Raw genomic sequence first — 14,671 nt, 5'->3', positions numbered from 1 at the left:
GTCGTGGTTCGTCGCCCGCAGGGCGCGTCAGCGGCAGATGGCGACAGGCCAGCAATTTCCCGTGTTCTGGACTTCCGCCGCGCTGATCGTCGGCCTGCCGCTGCTCGCTTACGTGCTGAGCGGCTTTCCGCTGACCTTTGATCTTCCAAAACAGTCGACCTTCAACCTGACCGGCGGCTTCCAGGTCAAACCGGAATTCCTGTCGCTCTATCTGGCGCTATCCTGCTACACGGCGGCCTTCATCGCCGAAATCGTGCGCGCCGGCATCAGGGGCGTCAGCAAGGGCCAGACCGAGGCGGCGGCAGCGCTTGGTCTGCGATCCGGGTCGATCCTGCGGCTGGTCGTGGTGCCGCAGGCCATGCGCATCGTCATTCCGCCGCTGACCAGCCAGTATCTCAACCTGACCAAGAACTCCTCGCTGGCGATCGCCATCGGTTATCCCGACCTGACGGCGACAGCCGGCACGGTTCTGAACCAGACCGGACAAGCGGTCGAAGGCGTGCTGATCATGATGATCGCCTATCTCATACTCAGCCTGGTGACCTCGGCCGTGATGAACGTGGTCAACGCCAGAATGGCGCTGGTGGAGAGGTAGAGCCATGCAGGAACACGACATGTCCTGGGTGCGGACCGAAATGGCGCTGGCGCAGCCCGCGCCGGCGAGCGTCAGCGGTCCCGTCGCCTGGGTGCGCAGGAACCTGATCGGTTCGGTCGGCGACACCATCCTCACCATCCTCGGCATCGTCATCGTCGCCTGGGTACTGCCGCAGGTCATCAACTGGGCGTTCATCAACGCACAGTGGACCGGGCCGGACCGCACGGTCTGCGCGACCGTCGCGCAAGGCGGTATTCAGCCCGACGGCTGGAGCGGCGCCTGCTGGGCTTTCGTCAACGCCAAGTTCGGCCAGTTCATGTTCGGCACCTATCCGGTCGAGGAGCGCTGGCGGCCGATCCTGGTCGCCATCCTGTTCGTGGCACTGCTGGTGCCGATGCTGATGCCACGTGTGCCGCGCAAGGGGTTGAACGCGATCCTGCTGTTCCTGGTGCTGCCGATCGTTTCCTTCTTCCTTCTGGTCGGCGGCATATTCGGCCTGCCGCATGTCGAAACCTCACGCTGGGGCGGGCTGCTGATCACGCTGAGCCTGTCCTTCGTCGGCATCGCCGTGTCGCTGCCGCTGGGCACCGTGCTGGCGCTCGGCCGGCGCTCGAAGATGCCGATCGTCAAGATGCTGTGCGTCATCTTCATCGAAGCCGTGCGCGGCATACCGCTGATCACGGTGCTGTTCTTCGTCAGCGTCATGCTGCCGCTGTTCCTGCCGGCCGGCGTCACCTTCGACAAATATCTGAGGGCGCTGATCGGTGTGTCGCTGTTTGCCGCCGCCTACATGGCCGAAGTCGTGCGCGGCGGCCTGCAGGCGATCCCCAAGGGCCAGTATGAAGGCGCCGATTCGCTCGGCCTCGGCTACTGGCAGAAGATGGGTTTGATCGTGTTGCCGCAAGCGCTGAAGCTGGTCATTCCCGGCATCGTCAACACCTTCATCGGCATGTTCAAGGACACCAGCCTGGTCCTCATCATCTCGATGTTCGACCTGCTCGGCATCGTCAAGCAGAACTTCTCCGATGCCAACTGGGCAACGGCGCAGACCGCGAAATCCGGTCTTGTGTTCGCGGCCTTCGTCTTCTGGCTGTTCTGCTTCGGCATGTCGCGCTATTCAATGTACACGGAACGCCGACTCGACACCGGCTACAAACGCTAAACAAAAGAACAAGGGGACCCAGCCATGGCCACCGAAAACGCCGTCAGCGCGGAAGAGATCAAGGTCAACGCCGCCAAGATGCAGATTTCCACCACCGATGTCGCCATCGACATCGTCGCCATGCACAAATGGTACGGCGAGTTCCATGTGCTGAAGGACATCAACCTGAAAGTGATGCGCGGCGAGCGCATCGTCATCTGCGGCCCGTCCGGCTCGGGCAAATCGACCATGATCCGCTGCATCAACCGGCTGGAGGAGCACCAGAAGGGCAAGATCATCGTCGACGGCAAGGAACTCACCAACGATCTCAAGAAGATCGACGAGGTGCGCCGCGAGGTCGGCATGGTGTTCCAGCACTTCAACCTGTTCCCGCATCTGACCATCCTGGAGAACTGCACACTGGCGCCGATCTGGGTGCGCAAGACGCCGAAGAAGCAGGCCGAGGAAATCGCCATGCATTTCCTCAAGCGTGTCAAGATTCCCGAGCAGGCCAACAAATATCCGGGCCAGCTTTCCGGCGGCCAGCAGCAGCGCGTGGCGATCGCACGCTCGCTGTGCATGAACCCGCGCATCATGCTGTTCGACGAGCCGACCTCGGCGCTCGACCCTGAAATGATCAAGGAAGTGCTGGAGACCATGGTGGGGCTGGCCGAGGAAGGCATGACCATGCTGTGCGTCACCCACGAGATGGGTTTTGCGCGGAAAGTCGCCAACCGGGTGATCTTCATGGATCAGGGCCAGATCGTCGAGCAGAACACGCCGGCCGAGTTCTTCGACCATCCGCGCCACGAACGCACGAAACTGTTCCTGTCGCAGATTCTGCACTGAGCGCTTCACTGGAATCAGGGGAAGCCCGGCCGTGCCATGGCCGGGCTTTTTGCGTCTGGCCGATCGGATAATGATCTTCTCCATTGAGCCGCGACGAATCGCGAAGCCGCACCGATGAAAAAACTCCTGCGTTTGCTGGTCATGCTGGTTGCCGCAGTGGTGCTCGCTTTGTCGCTCGGCACGTTGGTGCCGCGGCCGCTCTGGCCCACGGCTGCCGCAGGCGAGGGCACGCGGCGCATATTGGTGCTGAAGAACCCAATCCACACCGACATCGCCATTCCGGTGGATGACGGGGTGCGCCGGCGCTTCCGTTTTCTTGCCGATGCCGGCCTGCCTTCGGACGCCCCCGAAGTGCGCTACCTCGTCTTCGGCTGGGGCGGGCGCGCCTTCTACCTGGAAACGCCGACATGGTCGCAAGTGAAGGCGCTGCCGATATTCAAGGCGCTGACACTCGATGCTTCGGTGATGCATGTCGACGTCGCCGGCGATATCTCCGAGCCGCGCCCCGATGTCGCCGGCTTCGACGTGGGCGAGGACCGTTTTGCCGCGTTGCTCGACTTTGTCGAAGCGAGTTTTCAGCAGGGACCGAGCGGCCCGATCGTCATCGACAATGCCGCCTATTCCAATTTCGACCGTTTTTATGAGGCCAATGGCCGTTTCAACGCGCTGATCGGCTGCAGCACCTGGACGGCGGCGGCGTTGCGCGCTGCCGGCCTGCGCACGGGCTGGTGGAACCCGCTGCCGGCATCGCTTGGATTGTCGATGCGGCTGTATAATTAGCTTTGCCGCAGCTCCTTTCAGCGACGGATGACCTGCTGCTGTTCCCAGCCGTAAAGCCAGTCCAAATCCGCCGCGAGCTTCTCTCCTGGCCGCGTCGCCAGGACCAGATTGCGCGCTAATGCCACCGGTCCCCGGGCGTGCCAGGCGAGGCGGTTGAGCGCACCGCGTTTCAGTACCTTTTCGATGCGCGGTCGTCTCAGCTTCTCCCAGATGGTGAGGCTTTGCGTCAGGTCGCCGGGGAAGTCGGCGACCAGGCTGGCGAGCATCGCGGCGTCCTCGATCGCCATCGCGGCACCTTGTGCCGCGAACGGCGTCATTGCGTGCGCGGCGTCGCCGATCAGCGCGATGCCGGCTGGCATTGTCCAAGGCTGTCTCTGTTCGACGGTATGCAGCGGCCAGGTCAGCCACGGGCCGGCTATTTCCACCAGCTTCACGAGTCCTGGCGCGGTGCCGCGCATGGCGGCGGCGAGTATGCCGGGATCGGCATGGCCGGACCAGCCCTCGGTAATGCGCTCGCCTTTGGTGAAGGCGACGAGGTTGAATGCGTCGCCCTTACTGACGGGATAGACGACCATGTGGAAACCCGTATGCAGGAAAGTCGTGACGCAATCGGCTGCACCGATCGCGGCGAAGGCCCGCCCGGCGCTGCTGTCTGCCGCGACGGTGGTACGCCAGGCCAACTCTCCCGAAAAACGGCTTCTTGGCGATGCCATCCTTTGTGCATCGACAAGCTCGCGCACCGACGACCAGACGCCATCGGCGCCGACCAGCAAGGAGCCTTGTTCCTCCGCCGTATTGCCACCGATCTCGACGGTCGCCGTGACACCATGGCTGCCAGTCGCAATTCTTTGGACGCGCGCCCCGACGGTGAGATGGATATCAGGTATCTCGGCAACCCGTGCCATCAACGCGCTCTGCACATCGGCCCGGTGGGCGACGAGATAGGGCGCGCCCCAGCGGCTCTCGCCGGCTTCCCCTAGCGGCACGCGCGCCAGTTGGCGCAACGTCCTTGCGTCCTTCAATACCACGGCCTCCGGCCTTACCACCGCCGACAGCAGTCGGTCGAGCACGCCGAGTTGACGAAGGATGCGTGTCGCATTGGGAGAGAGCTGGATGCCCGCGCCGACCGCTTCAAGGCGCTGCGCCTGCTCGAACACCTGCACGGGATAACCGCGTTCGGCGAAGGCAACCGCCGCGGTCAGTCCGGCAATGCCAGCTCCGGCGATGACGACGTGCCGGGAGCGCGTGTCGTCCATCCGGTTTGCCGCGAAAGGCTTCAGGCGGCCTGGTCGATGTAGAGGCAGCCCGCCGGCAGGGTTTCCGTCGCCTTCAGCTTTGGCGAATAGCGGTAGAGGGTCGAGCAGTAGGGGCAGACTTTCTCATTGTCGTCGCCCATGTCGAGAAACACATGCGGATGATCGAAGGGCGGGTTGGCGCCCGTGCACATGAATTCCTTGACCCCGATGTCGATTGCCGGATGGCCCGCATCGTTCTGGAAATGGGGAATGGAACCGCCTGCCATCGTCGTCTCCTTAACGCAGTCTCTCTGCATCTGGATCATATCAAGCCTCTTTGCAAGTTCGATGAAATCAAACTGTCGCAAAGCCTGTCAGAGAACTGTCGCAAAAGCCTGCCACAGGATAAGTTAAGCCGGTTAACCGGCCAGGGCGGGCGAAGAGCGGGAATCATGAACGAATTGAAGCCGGTACAGAGCGAATTCAACAACGTCACGGCAGCGAGCCCGGAAGGCAATCCGGACCGTTTCGTCAACCGCGAGTTCTCCTGGCTGCAGTTCAATCGCCGCGTTCTCGAAGAATCGCTGAACACCCATCACCCGCTGCTGGAGCGCGTCCGCTTCCTGTCGATCTCGGCCGCCAATCTCGACGAGTTCTTCATGGTGCGCGTCGCCGGCCTTGCCGGCCAGGTGCGCGAGGGCATCGTGCTGAAGAGCCCGGACGGACGCACCCCCGAACAGCAGCTCGAACAATTGCTGCGTGAAGTCGAGCGGCTGCAGGAAGACCAGCAGAAGAGCCTTTCGGCACTCACGGTTCTGCTCAACAAGGAAGGCATCGAGAGCATCACCCGCGATGCGCTGACCAAGGACGAAAAGGTCTGGCTGGAAGAGCATTTCCAGGACCAGGTGTTTCCGGTGCTCACCCCGCTGTCGATCGACCCGGCGCATCCGTTCCCGTTCATTCCCAATCTCGGCTTCTCCATGGCGCTGCAGCTTCGCCACCGCAAGAATGGCGAGGAGATGAGCGCATTGCTGCGCCTGCCGGTGGCGCTGAAGCGCTTTATCCGCCTTCCGGACCGCAAGAACCATGTCCGCTTCATTCCGCTGGAGGAGGCGGTCGGCCTTTACATCGGCAAGCTGTTCCCCGGCTACGAGGTCAAGGGCTCCGGCACGTTCCGCATCATCCGCGACAGCGATATCGAGGTCGAAGAGGAGTCGGAAGACCTTGTGCGGCTGTTCGAAACGGCGCTGAAGCGTCGCCGCCGCGGGTCGGTTATCCGCATCGAGTTCGACATGCTGATGCCGGGGGAATTGCGCGATTTCGTCGCCGGCGAGCTTGGCGTCTCGTCGAGCCGCATCAGCGTGCTCACCGGGCCGCTGGCGCTCAGCCAGATCTCCGAGATCGTCTCCGTTCCCCGCGACGACCTGAAGTTCACGCCCTACAATCCACGCTTTCCCGAACGTATCCGCGAGCATGGCGGCGACTGTTTTGCCGCCATCCGCGAGAAGGACATCGTCGTTCATCACCCCTACGAGTCGTTCGACGTGGTGGTGCAGTTCCTGCGCCAGGCAATGGCCGACCCCGAAGTTGTGGCGATCAAGCAGACGCTCTATCGCACCTCCAACGACAGCCCGATCGTGCGTGCGCTGGTCGACGCGGCCGAGGCTGGCAAGTCGGTGACGGCGCTGGTCGAGCTCAAGGCGCGTTTCGACGAGGAAGCCAACATCCGCTGGGCGCGCGATCTCGAACGTGCCGGCGTGCAGGTCGTGTTCGGTTTCCTCGAACTCAAGACCCATGCCAAGATGTCGCTGGTGGTACGGCGCGAGGACGGCAAGCTGCGCAACTACGTCCATCTCGGCACCGGCAATTACCATCCGGTGACGGCACGCATCTACACCGACCTGTCCTTCTTCACCACCGATCCGACGATTGCCCGCGACGTCGCCCAATTGTTCAATTTCATCACCGGCTATGCCGAGCCGACCGCCGAAATGCGACTGGCGATCTCGCCCTTCACGCTGAGGAACCGCATCCTCCAGCACATTTCAGCCGAGATCACCCATGCGTTGGAGGGACGGCCGGCGCGCATCTGGATGAAGATGAACGCGCTCGTCGACCCTATCATCATCGATGCGCTCTACGATGCCAGCCGTGCCGGTGTGGAAATCGACCTCGTCGTGCGCGGCATATGCTGTCTGCGGCCGCAAGTGCCGGGCCTGTCGGAGAACATCAGGGTCAAGTCGATCGTCGGCCGGTTCCTCGAGCACAGCCGTATCTATTGCTTCGGCAACGGCCATGGCCTTCCCTCGGACGAGGCGATTGTCTACATCTCCTCGGCCGACCTGATGCCGCGCAATCTCGACCGCCGCGTCGAGACCATGGTGCCGATCACCAATCCAACTGTGCATGAACAGATTCTGGGCCAGATCATGCTGGGCAACATCATGGACAATCAGCAAAGTTTCGACGTATTGGCTGATGGAACCTCCCGGCGCGTGGTGCTGGAGGAGGGCGAGGAACCGTTCAACGCGCAGGAATATTTCATGACCAATCCGAGCCTGTCGGGACGGGGTGACGCGCTGAAATCGCATGCGCCCAAGCGAATCGCGCAGTTCAAGCGCCGCAAGAAGAACGCCACCACCTGATGCTGTCCAATTCCCAGGGCCGGCTGCAGGACCGCCGACCGCTGTCCATCATCGACATCGGATCCAATTCGATCCGTCTTGTCGTCTATGAGGGGCTGGCGCGTTCGCCGACCGTGCTGTTCAACGAAAAGATGCTGGCCGGCCTCGGCCGCGGCATCGTCTCGACAGGGAAGCTCGACCCCGAAGGGGTGGCGCGTTCGATGGAGGAGTTTCGCCGTTTCCGCGCGCTCTCCGACCAGGCCGGTGCCGAACACATGTACGTGCTGGCAACCGCCGCCGCCCGTGAGGCGATCAACGGTCCCGATTTCATCCATCGCGCCGAGGAGGTGCTCAAGACCGAGATCCGCGTGCTCTCCGGCCGCCAGGAAGCGCATTATTCCGCGCTCGGCGTCATCTCAGGTTTTCATCCGGCCAACGGTATTGCCGGCGACCTTGGCGGCGGCAGCCTGGAACTGATCGACATCGATGGCGAGGCGATCGGCGACGGCATCACGCTGCCGCTCGGCGGCCTGCGCCTGCAGGATATGGCGAAGAACTCGCTCGTCCAGGCGCAGAAGATCGCGCGCCAGGAATTGGCCCGGGCCAAGCTCTTGAAGGGCGCGCAGGGCAGGACTTTCTACGCCGTCGGCGGCACCTGGCGAAACCTCGCCAGGCTGCACATGGAGATGAACAACTACCCGCTCGGCGTCATGCACCACTACGAGATATCGGCCGACAGTGCCCAAACCTTCCTCAAGCAGGTGGCCAGGGGCGAGGTCGAAAAGGTGAGGGGTATCGAGGGCGTCTCCAAGAACCGCCGCTCGCTGCTGCCATACGGCGCGCTCGTGCTGCAGGAAATCATGACGGCGATGCAACCGTCCAGGATCGTCGTTTCGGCGCAAGGCGTGCGCGAAGGCTTTCTCTATTCACTGCTCGAGGCGGCCGAGCAGAAGGCCGATCCGCTGATCTCGGCCGCCGAGGAGCTTGCGCTTTTGCGCTCGCGTTCGGTCCACCACGCGCATGATCTGGTCGAATGGACCGGCAAGGCCTTCAAGGCTTTCGGCATCGACGAGACGGAAGACGAAGCGCGCTATCGCCATGCCGCCTGCCTGCTTGCCGATATCGGCTGGCGCGCTCATCCGGAATATCGCGGCAAGCAGTCGCTCAACATCATCGCGCATGCGTCCTTCATCGGCGTCGATCATCCCGGCCGCGCCTACCTGGCGCTGACCAACGCCTACCGTCATGACGGCGTCTTCAATGAATTGGTGGCGCCCGAAATCAAGGCGCTGGCGCCGCCGCGCCTGTTGGAGCGCGCGCGCGTGCTGGCGGCGATGATGCGCGTCGTCTACCTGCTGACGGCCGCGATGCCCGGCATCATGCCCAGGCTGAAATGGGAAAGCCGCGCCAACGGCGTGCTGGCGCTGGTGCTGCCGGCTTCGCTTTCCGATCTCTACGGCGAGCGGCCGGCCGGCCGGCTGGCGCAACTGGCGCGCGTCACCAATCGCCGTTTGGTGCTGGCGGTCGAGGGTGGCCAGAGCGTGTCGGTCAAATAGTCAAGTCGCGTCGGCGCCTATGCCGAAGCCTCGCCCGTCGGCCGACCATGCGCCGGCGCCAGCCACGGCAAGCGCCAGGAAACCGCCCGATATCGCGATATCCTTCATCAGCATCTGCTGGTGCAGGAAAGCGAGCGCCGCATCACCGGCGCCTTGGCCATAGTGGCCGATATAGCCGGCCGCAATGCAGAAGGCGGCCAGCAGCAGCGCGACGATCCGCGTCTGGAACCCAACGAGGATCAGCAGTCCCGCGATCAGCTCGAAAAGCCCGGTGCCCCAGGCGGCGAGCGCCGGCAGCGGCAGGCCAAGACCGGAGAAATAGCTGGTGGTCCCGGCAATATTGGCGAGCGCCTGGAAGCCGGACGGCACGAACAGCACGGCAAACAGCAGCCGCGAAACCATAAGCAATGCATTGCGACCCATGGCACCCTCCCTTGCCGGCACGGTCACCGGCGACCATTGCAGTCTACGCCTGTGATCACACAACGAAAAAGCGGCGCGGAAAATTCCGCGCCGCTTGTTTCGGGTCCTTGGGAGGGGAAGGCGTCAGCCGCGCTTGGCGTCGATCGAATAGGCGCCGGCACCCGAGGAGGCCAGCAGCAGGAAGCCGCCGGTGATGGCGAGGTTCTTGAGGAACTGGATCATCTGCATCTGGTCGGCCCAGCCGGTGTGGGCGACCAGCCCGGTTGCGATCGTGAAGATGGCGAGCACCCAGGCGGCGATTCTGGTCTGGAAACCGACGAGGACGGCAAGGCCGCCAAGCAGCTCGATCAGGCCGACGATGACGGCCGTCGCCGTCGGTGCCGGCAGGCCGAGGCCGCCGAAATAGGCGGCGGTGCCGGAAATGGCTGTGAGCTTGCCGAATCCGGAAAGCAGGAAAATGACTGCGAGCAGGATACGGCCGAGAAGGATGGTGACAGAACTGTTGGACGCGGTGCCGGCGCCGGCGGCGGAAGTGTTGATGGACATGGTGGCTCTCCGAATGGGTTGAATGACCACTCACATAGACGATGCCGACTGTTCACCAAAGTCGGCTATGCGGCGACACATTGTTCACAGGAAGGATGTTTTCGGGATTGGCGGCCGCGCGCGAAAATCGTGTCGCGGGATTGGGTTGGAGAAGTAAATTGTGCTGCCGCAAAACGGGATCCTCGGTTCCGAAGTTTGCGAGCACTTGCTTCGGAGATTAGCCGAGACGCTCGTGACGTCGTCATCCACGGGCGAAGCAAGGAGCGAAGCGACGCGCGCAGACCCGAGGATCCATGCCGCGACCTCAAAACAGTCGCAAGCGGTGGAGGATCTACACCGTTGTGCCCTTCGACTGAAGTAGCGGCATGGATTCCAGGGTCTTCGCGACGGAGCTTCGCTCCTGCATCGCCCTGGAATGACGACCTCTTGGGCCTGCCCGCAGGGACCTACCCCGGATGGGTCATGTCCTCCGGCCGCACCAGACGGTCATAGTCGGCCTCGCTGACCAGTCCGGTTGCCAGCGCTTCCTCGCGCAGCGTCGTGCCTTTCTTGTGCGCGGTCTTGGCGATCTTGGCCGCGTTGTCGTAGCCGATGGTGGGCGCAAGCGCAGTCACCAGCATCAGCGAACGGTCGAGGGCCGCCTTGATGTTGTCCTCTCGCGCCTCGATGCCGACGACGCAATTGTCGGTGAAGGAGACCGAAGCGTCGGCCAGCAGTTGCACCGACTGCAGGAAATTATAGGCCATCAGCGGATTGTAGACATTGAGCTCGAAATGGCCCTGGCTGCCGGCGAAGGTCAGCGCCGCATTGTTACCGAACACCTGCACGCAGACCTGCGTCAGCGCTTCGCACTGGGTCGGGTTGACCTTGCCCGGCATGATCGAGGAGCCAGGTTCGTTTTCCGGCAGCGACAATTCACCGAGGCCCGAGCGCGGGCCGGAGCCAAGGAAACGGATGTCGTTGGCGATCTTGAACAGTGCCGCGGCCGCCGCATTGATGGCGCCGTGCGAGAAAACCATGGAATCGTGGGCGGCGAGCGCTTCGAACTTGTTCGGCGCGGTGACGAAGGCGATCCCTGATATGGCGGCGATACGATCGGCCACCCGCTCGGCGAAACCGACCGGCGCGTTGAGGCCTGTACCCACGGCGGTGCCGCCTTGCGCCAGTTCCTGCAGGCCGGGCAGCGTCAATTCGATGCGCTTGATCGACGAGGCGACCTGCGCCGCGTAGCCGGAGAATTCCTGGCCGAGGGTAAGGGGGGTGGCATCCTGCGTGTGGGTGCGGCCGATCTTGATGATGTGATTGAAGTCCCGGCTCTTGGCGGCGAGCGCCTTGTACAGGTGCTTCAGCGCCGGCAAGAGGTCGTGCACGATGCGCTCGGCGCAGGCAATGTGCATGGCCGTCGGGTAGGTGTCGTTCGACGACTGGCTCATATTGACGTGGTCGTTCGGGTGCACCGGCTTTTTCGAGCCCATGACGCCGCCCAGCATTTCGATCGCGCGGTTCGAGATCACCTCGTTGGCGTTCATGTTGGACTGCGTGCCCGAGCCGGTCTGCCAGACCACCAGCGGGAAATGATCGTTGAGCTTGCCGTCGATGACCTCTTGCGCGGCCTCGATGATCGCCTTGCCGATGGCCGGATCGAGCCGCTTGAGTTCCATATTGGCTTCCGCCGCCGCCCGCTTGACGATACCCAGCGCGCGCACGATCGAAGCCGGCTGCTTTTCCCAACCGATCTTGAAGTTTCCCAGGGAACGCTGGGCCTGCGCGCCCCAATACCGGTCGGCGGCAACCTCGATGGGGCCGAACGTATCGGTTTCAGTTCTGGTCTTTTCAGCGCTCACGGGAAATCTCCGCTCTGTCGATTTGCGCAAGGGCGTATCGCGTTGCACAAATGGCTTCAAGCGGAGAATGACGCGGGTGCGGATGCAAATCGGTTGAAGGAAAGGTCAATCTCCCCCCTCGTGGGGGAGATGCCCGGCAGGGCAGAGGGGGGCGCGAAGGATCGCGGCGTCTGGAAGATGAGATAACGGACACGGCGGCCCGGGATTGCGCATCGACAATCCGTTCCGTGACCTTCGAACAGGAGCGGAAGGCTGGCGGGACAGCGCCCCCCTCTGGCCTGCCGGCCATCTCCCCCACAAGGGGGAGATTAGCTGTCCTCACCCTGCCGTATAGCCGCCGTCGATGGCAAAGATCGCGCCGCTGGTCCAGGCGGCCTCGTCGCTGGCAAGATAGACCGCCATCCCGGCGAGGTCGTCAGGGCGGCCGATGCGGCCCAGCGGATAGCTGCGCTCGACATAGGCTTTCAGCTCCGCCTTTGCCTCGACCGGCAGGTTGTCGACGGTCTTGCGCCGCATGGCCGTGTCGACCGTGCCGGGCGCGATGGCGTTGACGCGGATGCCTTGCGGGCCAAGTTCGAAGGCGAGCGATTTGGTCAGCGAATTCAGCGCGCCCTTGGACAGGGAGTAGAGGCTGGACGGACGCTTCGGGATCATCTTGTCGGCGAAGTAGGACGAGATGTTGATGACGGATGCGCCGGTGCCGAAATGCTGCAGCAGCCCCTGTGTGAGGAAGAAGACCGCCGACACATTGAGCGCGAAGGAGTGCTGGAACTGCGCCTCGCTGACGGTCTCGAATGGCACGAGATAGGCAACACCGGCATTGTTGACGAGTACGTCGAGCGGCCGGCCGGAAGCTTTCGCGTGCTCGACCGCCGCTGCTATGCCGGGGCTGGTGGCGAGATCGGCCGACAATGTCTCAACGGTGCCGACCGGGCCGGAAGCCGTCAGCTTCTGGCGAGCGGCTTCGAGCTTGCCCGCGTCGCGGCCGACGATCAGCACATCGGCGCCCTCGCGCAGGAATGCCTCGGCGATCGCCAGGCCGATGCCGTCCGATCCACCGGTGATCAACGCCCGCTTGCCGTGAAGCCTCATCGCTCACCTCACCATGTGTTTGGCATCAAACAGAGGGATCGCACCGCATGTGCGCGACGGGGTCAAGCCATCAGGCTATCCCAGGGTTTGAACTTCGGCAGCCGACTGCTCACGCGCGGGCGGTCGAGCGATCCCCAGTGGCCAGCCGCGCGGCGACATAGTTCTTAACCTGCCGGATCGCCTGTTCGCGCGAGACGCTGCCTGGCTGCAGGCCGAGGCGAAGCCAAAGTCCGTCGATCAAGGCCGTGACGCCAAGCGCGATGTCGTCGGCCTCGCTGGGTGAGGCGAGGCCGCGCAGGCCGGACAACAAGTTCGAGCGCATGCGCCCGTGGATCACCTTCTGGATGCGCGCCAGCTTTTCATCGCGCGGCACCTCGGCGCAGAGCGAAAGCCAGGCATGGCAAAGAGGCGGCAGGAAGAGATGCTCCTCGAAATTGCCCTCGATCACCGCATCCAGGCGTTCCATCGACGTCCGTGCCTGGCGAAGCCTTGCGACCACCGCGTCGCCCAGGACCGCGTTGGCCTCGCGCATGGCGTGCTCGAACAGTTCCTGCTTGTTGCGGAAGTAGTGCAGCACGATGCCTTTGGAGGCACCGGCCTGGGCGGCGACCTTTTCCAGCGTGGCCCCAGCAATGCCTTCGCGCTCCAGAACCGCGAAGGCCGCCTGCCGCAATTCCTTGCGGCGTATGTCGCCGAGGCGCTTCAGTTTCACGGGATCGTTCCATGCATCACGAATCCACGTTGACATTTTCGTCCCGCGAGATCAATCATTGACCAGTGGGGCAATAAAAAGACCGATTGGTCAATTTGAGCAATGAGGAGAACGGAATGTTGCGCATCCTTGCAAACGGAGCCTGGCTTGCCGCGCTGGCCCTGGCCTCGCAGGCGGCCCAGGCGGCGGACGCCGAGCAATGCCGCGTGGTCCGCATGGCCGAGCCCGGCTGGAACGATCTCGCTTTCACCACGGGTGTGGGCAATGTGCTTCTGCAAGCGCTGGGCTATCAGCCACAGAGCGAGGTGCTCGGCATCAACGTCATCTACGAAGGCATGAAGAACCGCGATCTCGACCTGTTCCTGGGCTACTGGGACCCGGCGATGGTCACCTACTACGAGCCTTACAAGAAGGACGGCTCGATCGAGAATGTGCGCGTCAATCTCGTCGGCGCCAAATACACGTTTGCCGTACCGACCTATGTCTGGGAGGCGGGGGTCAAGGACGTCTCGGACCTGCACAAGTTCGCCGACAAGTTCGGCAAGAAGATGTACGGCATCGAGCCCGGCTCCAACCAGCTGATGATGGATGCCATCGCCGATCCGGCTTTTGGCCTCGATGGCTGGCACGTGGTCGAGTCCAGCGAAGCCGGCATGCTGTCGGAGGTCGGCTACGAGATCAAGGAGAAGCAGTTCATCGTCTTCCAGGGTTGGGCGCCGCATCCCATGAACACCATGTACGACTTCAAGTATCTGACCGGCGGCGACAAATTCTTCGGCCCGAATTTCGGCGCCGCGACGGTGACGACGCAGGTCCGCACGGGCTACCTGCAGGAATGTCCGAACGTCGCGCGGCTCCTCGGAAATCTCGTCTTCGACATCGACTTCGAGAATGTCGGCATGGGCTACCTCATCAATGACGGCATGAAGCCGGAGGACGGGGCGCTGAAGGCGATCACGCTGAACAAGAACCGCCTCGATGCCTGGCTCGCCGGTGTCACCACTTTCGATGGCAAGCCTGGTCTTGCCGCCGTCAAGGAAAAGCTCGGCCTGTGAGACTGCCGGACGCCTTGCCCGTTGCCGAGGTGGAACAGGACGCCTGGGCCGCCCGCAAGCAATGGGTCCACACGGGCGATCTCGACATCGCCTACGTCGAGATCGCCGGCGCCGGGCCGCCGCTGTTGCTGATTCATGGTTTCACGGACACCAGCCGCAGCTTTTCACTGCTGGCGCCGCATCTGGCCGGCCGCCGGCTGATCATGCCCGACCTGCGTG

At 63.2% G+C, this 14,671-nt stretch carries 14 protein-coding genes and 1 pseudogene; 8 read left to right on the top strand and 7 right to left on the bottom strand.

Annotation, left to right across the window (positions count from 1 at the left end):
• The 4 genes from EOA36_RS10040 to EOA36_RS10025 form a co-directional block, all read left to right on the top strand.
• Positions 1 to 595, top strand: a 595-nt coding sequence (locus EOA36_RS10040; protein ID WP_127277338.1) for an ABC transporter permease subunit, incomplete at its 5' end; no start/stop codon positions are given.
• 4 nt (positions 596 to 599) lie between these two features.
• Positions 600 to 1,757 carry an amino acid ABC transporter permease gene (locus EOA36_RS10035; RefSeq protein WP_127277336.1) on the top strand — a complete coding sequence of 386 codons (1,158 nt, stop codon included), beginning with the start codon at positions 600 to 602 and terminating at the stop codon, positions 1,755 to 1,757.
• Positions 1,758 to 1,781: 24 nt separating this feature from the next.
• On the top strand, positions 1,782 to 2,585 hold the full coding sequence (locus EOA36_RS10030; RefSeq protein WP_127277334.1) for an amino acid ABC transporter ATP-binding protein: 804 nt from the start codon (positions 1,782 to 1,784) through the stop codon (positions 2,583 to 2,585).
• 114 nt (positions 2,586 to 2,699) lie between these two features.
• Positions 2,700 to 3,365: a TIGR02117 family protein gene (locus tag EOA36_RS10025; protein WP_127277331.1), complete on the top strand. Its 666-nt coding sequence runs from the start codon at positions 2,700 to 2,702 to the stop codon at positions 3,363 to 3,365.
• A gap of 17 nt (positions 3,366 to 3,382) precedes the next feature.
• On the opposite strand, the gene EOA36_RS10020 is transcribed toward EOA36_RS10025, so the two are convergent.
• Complete coding sequence (locus tag EOA36_RS10020; RefSeq protein WP_127277329.1) at positions 3,383 to 4,621, bottom strand: FAD-dependent monooxygenase; 1,239 nt, start codon at positions 4,619 to 4,621, stop codon at positions 3,383 to 3,385.
• A 20-nt stretch (positions 4,622 to 4,641) separates the two neighbouring features.
• Positions 4,642 to 4,887, bottom strand: a complete 246-nt coding sequence (locus EOA36_RS10015; RefSeq protein ID WP_015318409.1) for a zinc-finger domain-containing protein — start codon at positions 4,885 to 4,887, stop codon at positions 4,642 to 4,644.
• Positions 4,888 to 5,052: 165 nt separating this feature from the next.
• Here EOA36_RS10015 and EOA36_RS10010 point away from each other — a divergent pair, with 165 nt between their 5' ends.
• Positions 5,053 to 7,245 (top strand): RNA degradosome polyphosphate kinase, encoded by a 2,193-nt coding sequence (locus tag EOA36_RS10010; protein WP_127277326.1) that lies wholly within the window; start codon positions 5,053 to 5,055, stop codon positions 7,243 to 7,245.
• A complete protein-coding gene (gene ppx, locus EOA36_RS10005; protein ID WP_127277324.1) occupies positions 7,245 to 8,780 on the top strand; it encodes an exopolyphosphatase in 1,536 nt (511 codons plus the stop codon). Before EOA36_RS10010 ends, ppx begins: the two co-directional genes overlap by 1 nt.
• Here ppx and EOA36_RS10000 read toward each other — a convergent pair whose 3' ends face one another.
• The 5 genes from EOA36_RS10000 to betI form a co-directional block, all read right to left on the bottom strand.
• Positions 8,781 to 9,203, bottom strand: coding sequence for a DoxX family protein (locus EOA36_RS10000; RefSeq protein ID WP_127277322.1), 423 nt, complete (start codon positions 9,201 to 9,203; stop codon positions 8,781 to 8,783).
• Between the two features lie 123 nt (positions 9,204 to 9,326).
• Entirely contained in the window at positions 9,327 to 9,749 is a 423-nt protein-coding gene (locus EOA36_RS09995) for a DoxX family protein (RefSeq protein ID WP_127277320.1), read from the bottom strand.
• A 446-nt stretch (positions 9,750 to 10,195) separates the two neighbouring features.
• Positions 10,196 to 11,593 (bottom strand): class II fumarate hydratase, encoded by a 1,398-nt coding sequence (gene fumC, locus EOA36_RS09990; RefSeq protein WP_127277318.1) that lies wholly within the window; start codon positions 11,591 to 11,593, stop codon positions 10,196 to 10,198.
• A 318-nt stretch (positions 11,594 to 11,911) separates the two neighbouring features.
• Positions 11,912 to 12,685 (bottom strand): SDR family oxidoreductase, encoded by a 774-nt coding sequence (locus EOA36_RS09985; protein ID WP_127277316.1) that lies wholly within the window; start codon positions 12,683 to 12,685, stop codon positions 11,912 to 11,914.
• Positions 12,686 to 12,794: 109 nt separating this feature from the next.
• Complete coding sequence (gene betI / locus EOA36_RS09980) at positions 12,795 to 13,433, bottom strand: transcriptional regulator BetI (RefSeq protein WP_127277314.1); 639 nt, start codon at positions 13,431 to 13,433, stop codon at positions 12,795 to 12,797.
• Between the two features lie 80 nt (positions 13,434 to 13,513).
• Here betI and choX point away from each other — a divergent pair, with 80 nt between their 5' ends.
• Both choX and EOA36_RS09970 read left to right on the top strand, forming a co-directional pair.
• Positions 13,514 to 14,452: a choline ABC transporter substrate-binding protein gene (gene choX, locus EOA36_RS09975; RefSeq protein WP_127277312.1), complete on the top strand. Its 939-nt coding sequence runs from the start codon at positions 13,514 to 13,516 to the stop codon at positions 14,450 to 14,452.
• A pseudogene (locus EOA36_RS09970) lies at positions 14,449 to 14,671 on the top strand (alpha/beta hydrolase); the annotation flags it as partial. The gene choX and the pseudogene EOA36_RS09970, both read left to right, overlap by 4 nt.

The sequence above is a fragment of the Mesorhizobium sp. M8A.F.Ca.ET.021.01.1.1 genome, assembly GCF_003998025.1.
In the GTDB taxonomy this organism is placed as follows: Bacteria; Pseudomonadota; Alphaproteobacteria; order Rhizobiales; family Rhizobiaceae; genus Mesorhizobium.
Note: the sequence above shows the minus strand (reverse complement) of the source record. Positions and strands in the feature narration are given on the sequence as shown.

Excerpts from the sequence above, each read along its gene's own strand:
- EOA36_RS10035 (WP_127277336.1), top strand. The coding sequence starts at position 600 with ATGCAGGAACACGACATGTCCTGGGTGCGGACCGAAATGGCGCTGGCG.
- EOA36_RS10030 (WP_127277334.1), top strand. The coding sequence starts at position 1,782 with ATGGCCACCGAAAACGCCGTCAGCGCGGAAGAGATCAAGGTCAACGCC.
- EOA36_RS10025 (WP_127277331.1), top strand. The coding sequence starts at position 2,700 with ATGAAAAAACTCCTGCGTTTGCTGGTCATGCTGGTTGCCGCAGTGGTG.
- EOA36_RS10020 (WP_127277329.1), bottom strand. The coding sequence starts at position 4,621 with ATGGACGACACGCGCTCCCGGCACGTCGTCATCGCCGGAGCTGGCATT.
- EOA36_RS10015 (WP_015318409.1), bottom strand. The coding sequence starts at position 4,887 with ATGGCAGGCGGTTCCATTCCCCATTTCCAGAACGATGCGGGCCATCCG.
- EOA36_RS10010 (WP_127277326.1), top strand. The coding sequence starts at position 5,053 with ATGAACGAATTGAAGCCGGTACAGAGCGAATTCAACAACGTCACGGCA.
- ppx (WP_127277324.1), top strand. The coding sequence starts at position 7,245 with ATGCTGTCCAATTCCCAGGGCCGGCTGCAGGACCGCCGACCGCTGTCC.
- EOA36_RS10000 (WP_127277322.1), bottom strand. The coding sequence starts at position 9,203 with ATGGGTCGCAATGCATTGCTTATGGTTTCGCGGCTGCTGTTTGCCGTG.
- EOA36_RS09995 (WP_127277320.1), bottom strand. The coding sequence starts at position 9,749 with ATGTCCATCAACACTTCCGCCGCCGGCGCCGGCACCGCGTCCAACAGT.
- EOA36_RS09985 (WP_127277316.1), bottom strand. The coding sequence starts at position 12,685 with ATGAGGCTTCACGGCAAGCGGGCGTTGATCACCGGTGGATCGGACGGC.
- betI (WP_127277314.1), bottom strand. The coding sequence starts at position 13,433 with ATGTCAACGTGGATTCGTGATGCATGGAACGATCCCGTGAAACTGAAG.
- choX (WP_127277312.1), top strand. The coding sequence starts at position 13,514 with ATGTTGCGCATCCTTGCAAACGGAGCCTGGCTTGCCGCGCTGGCCCTG.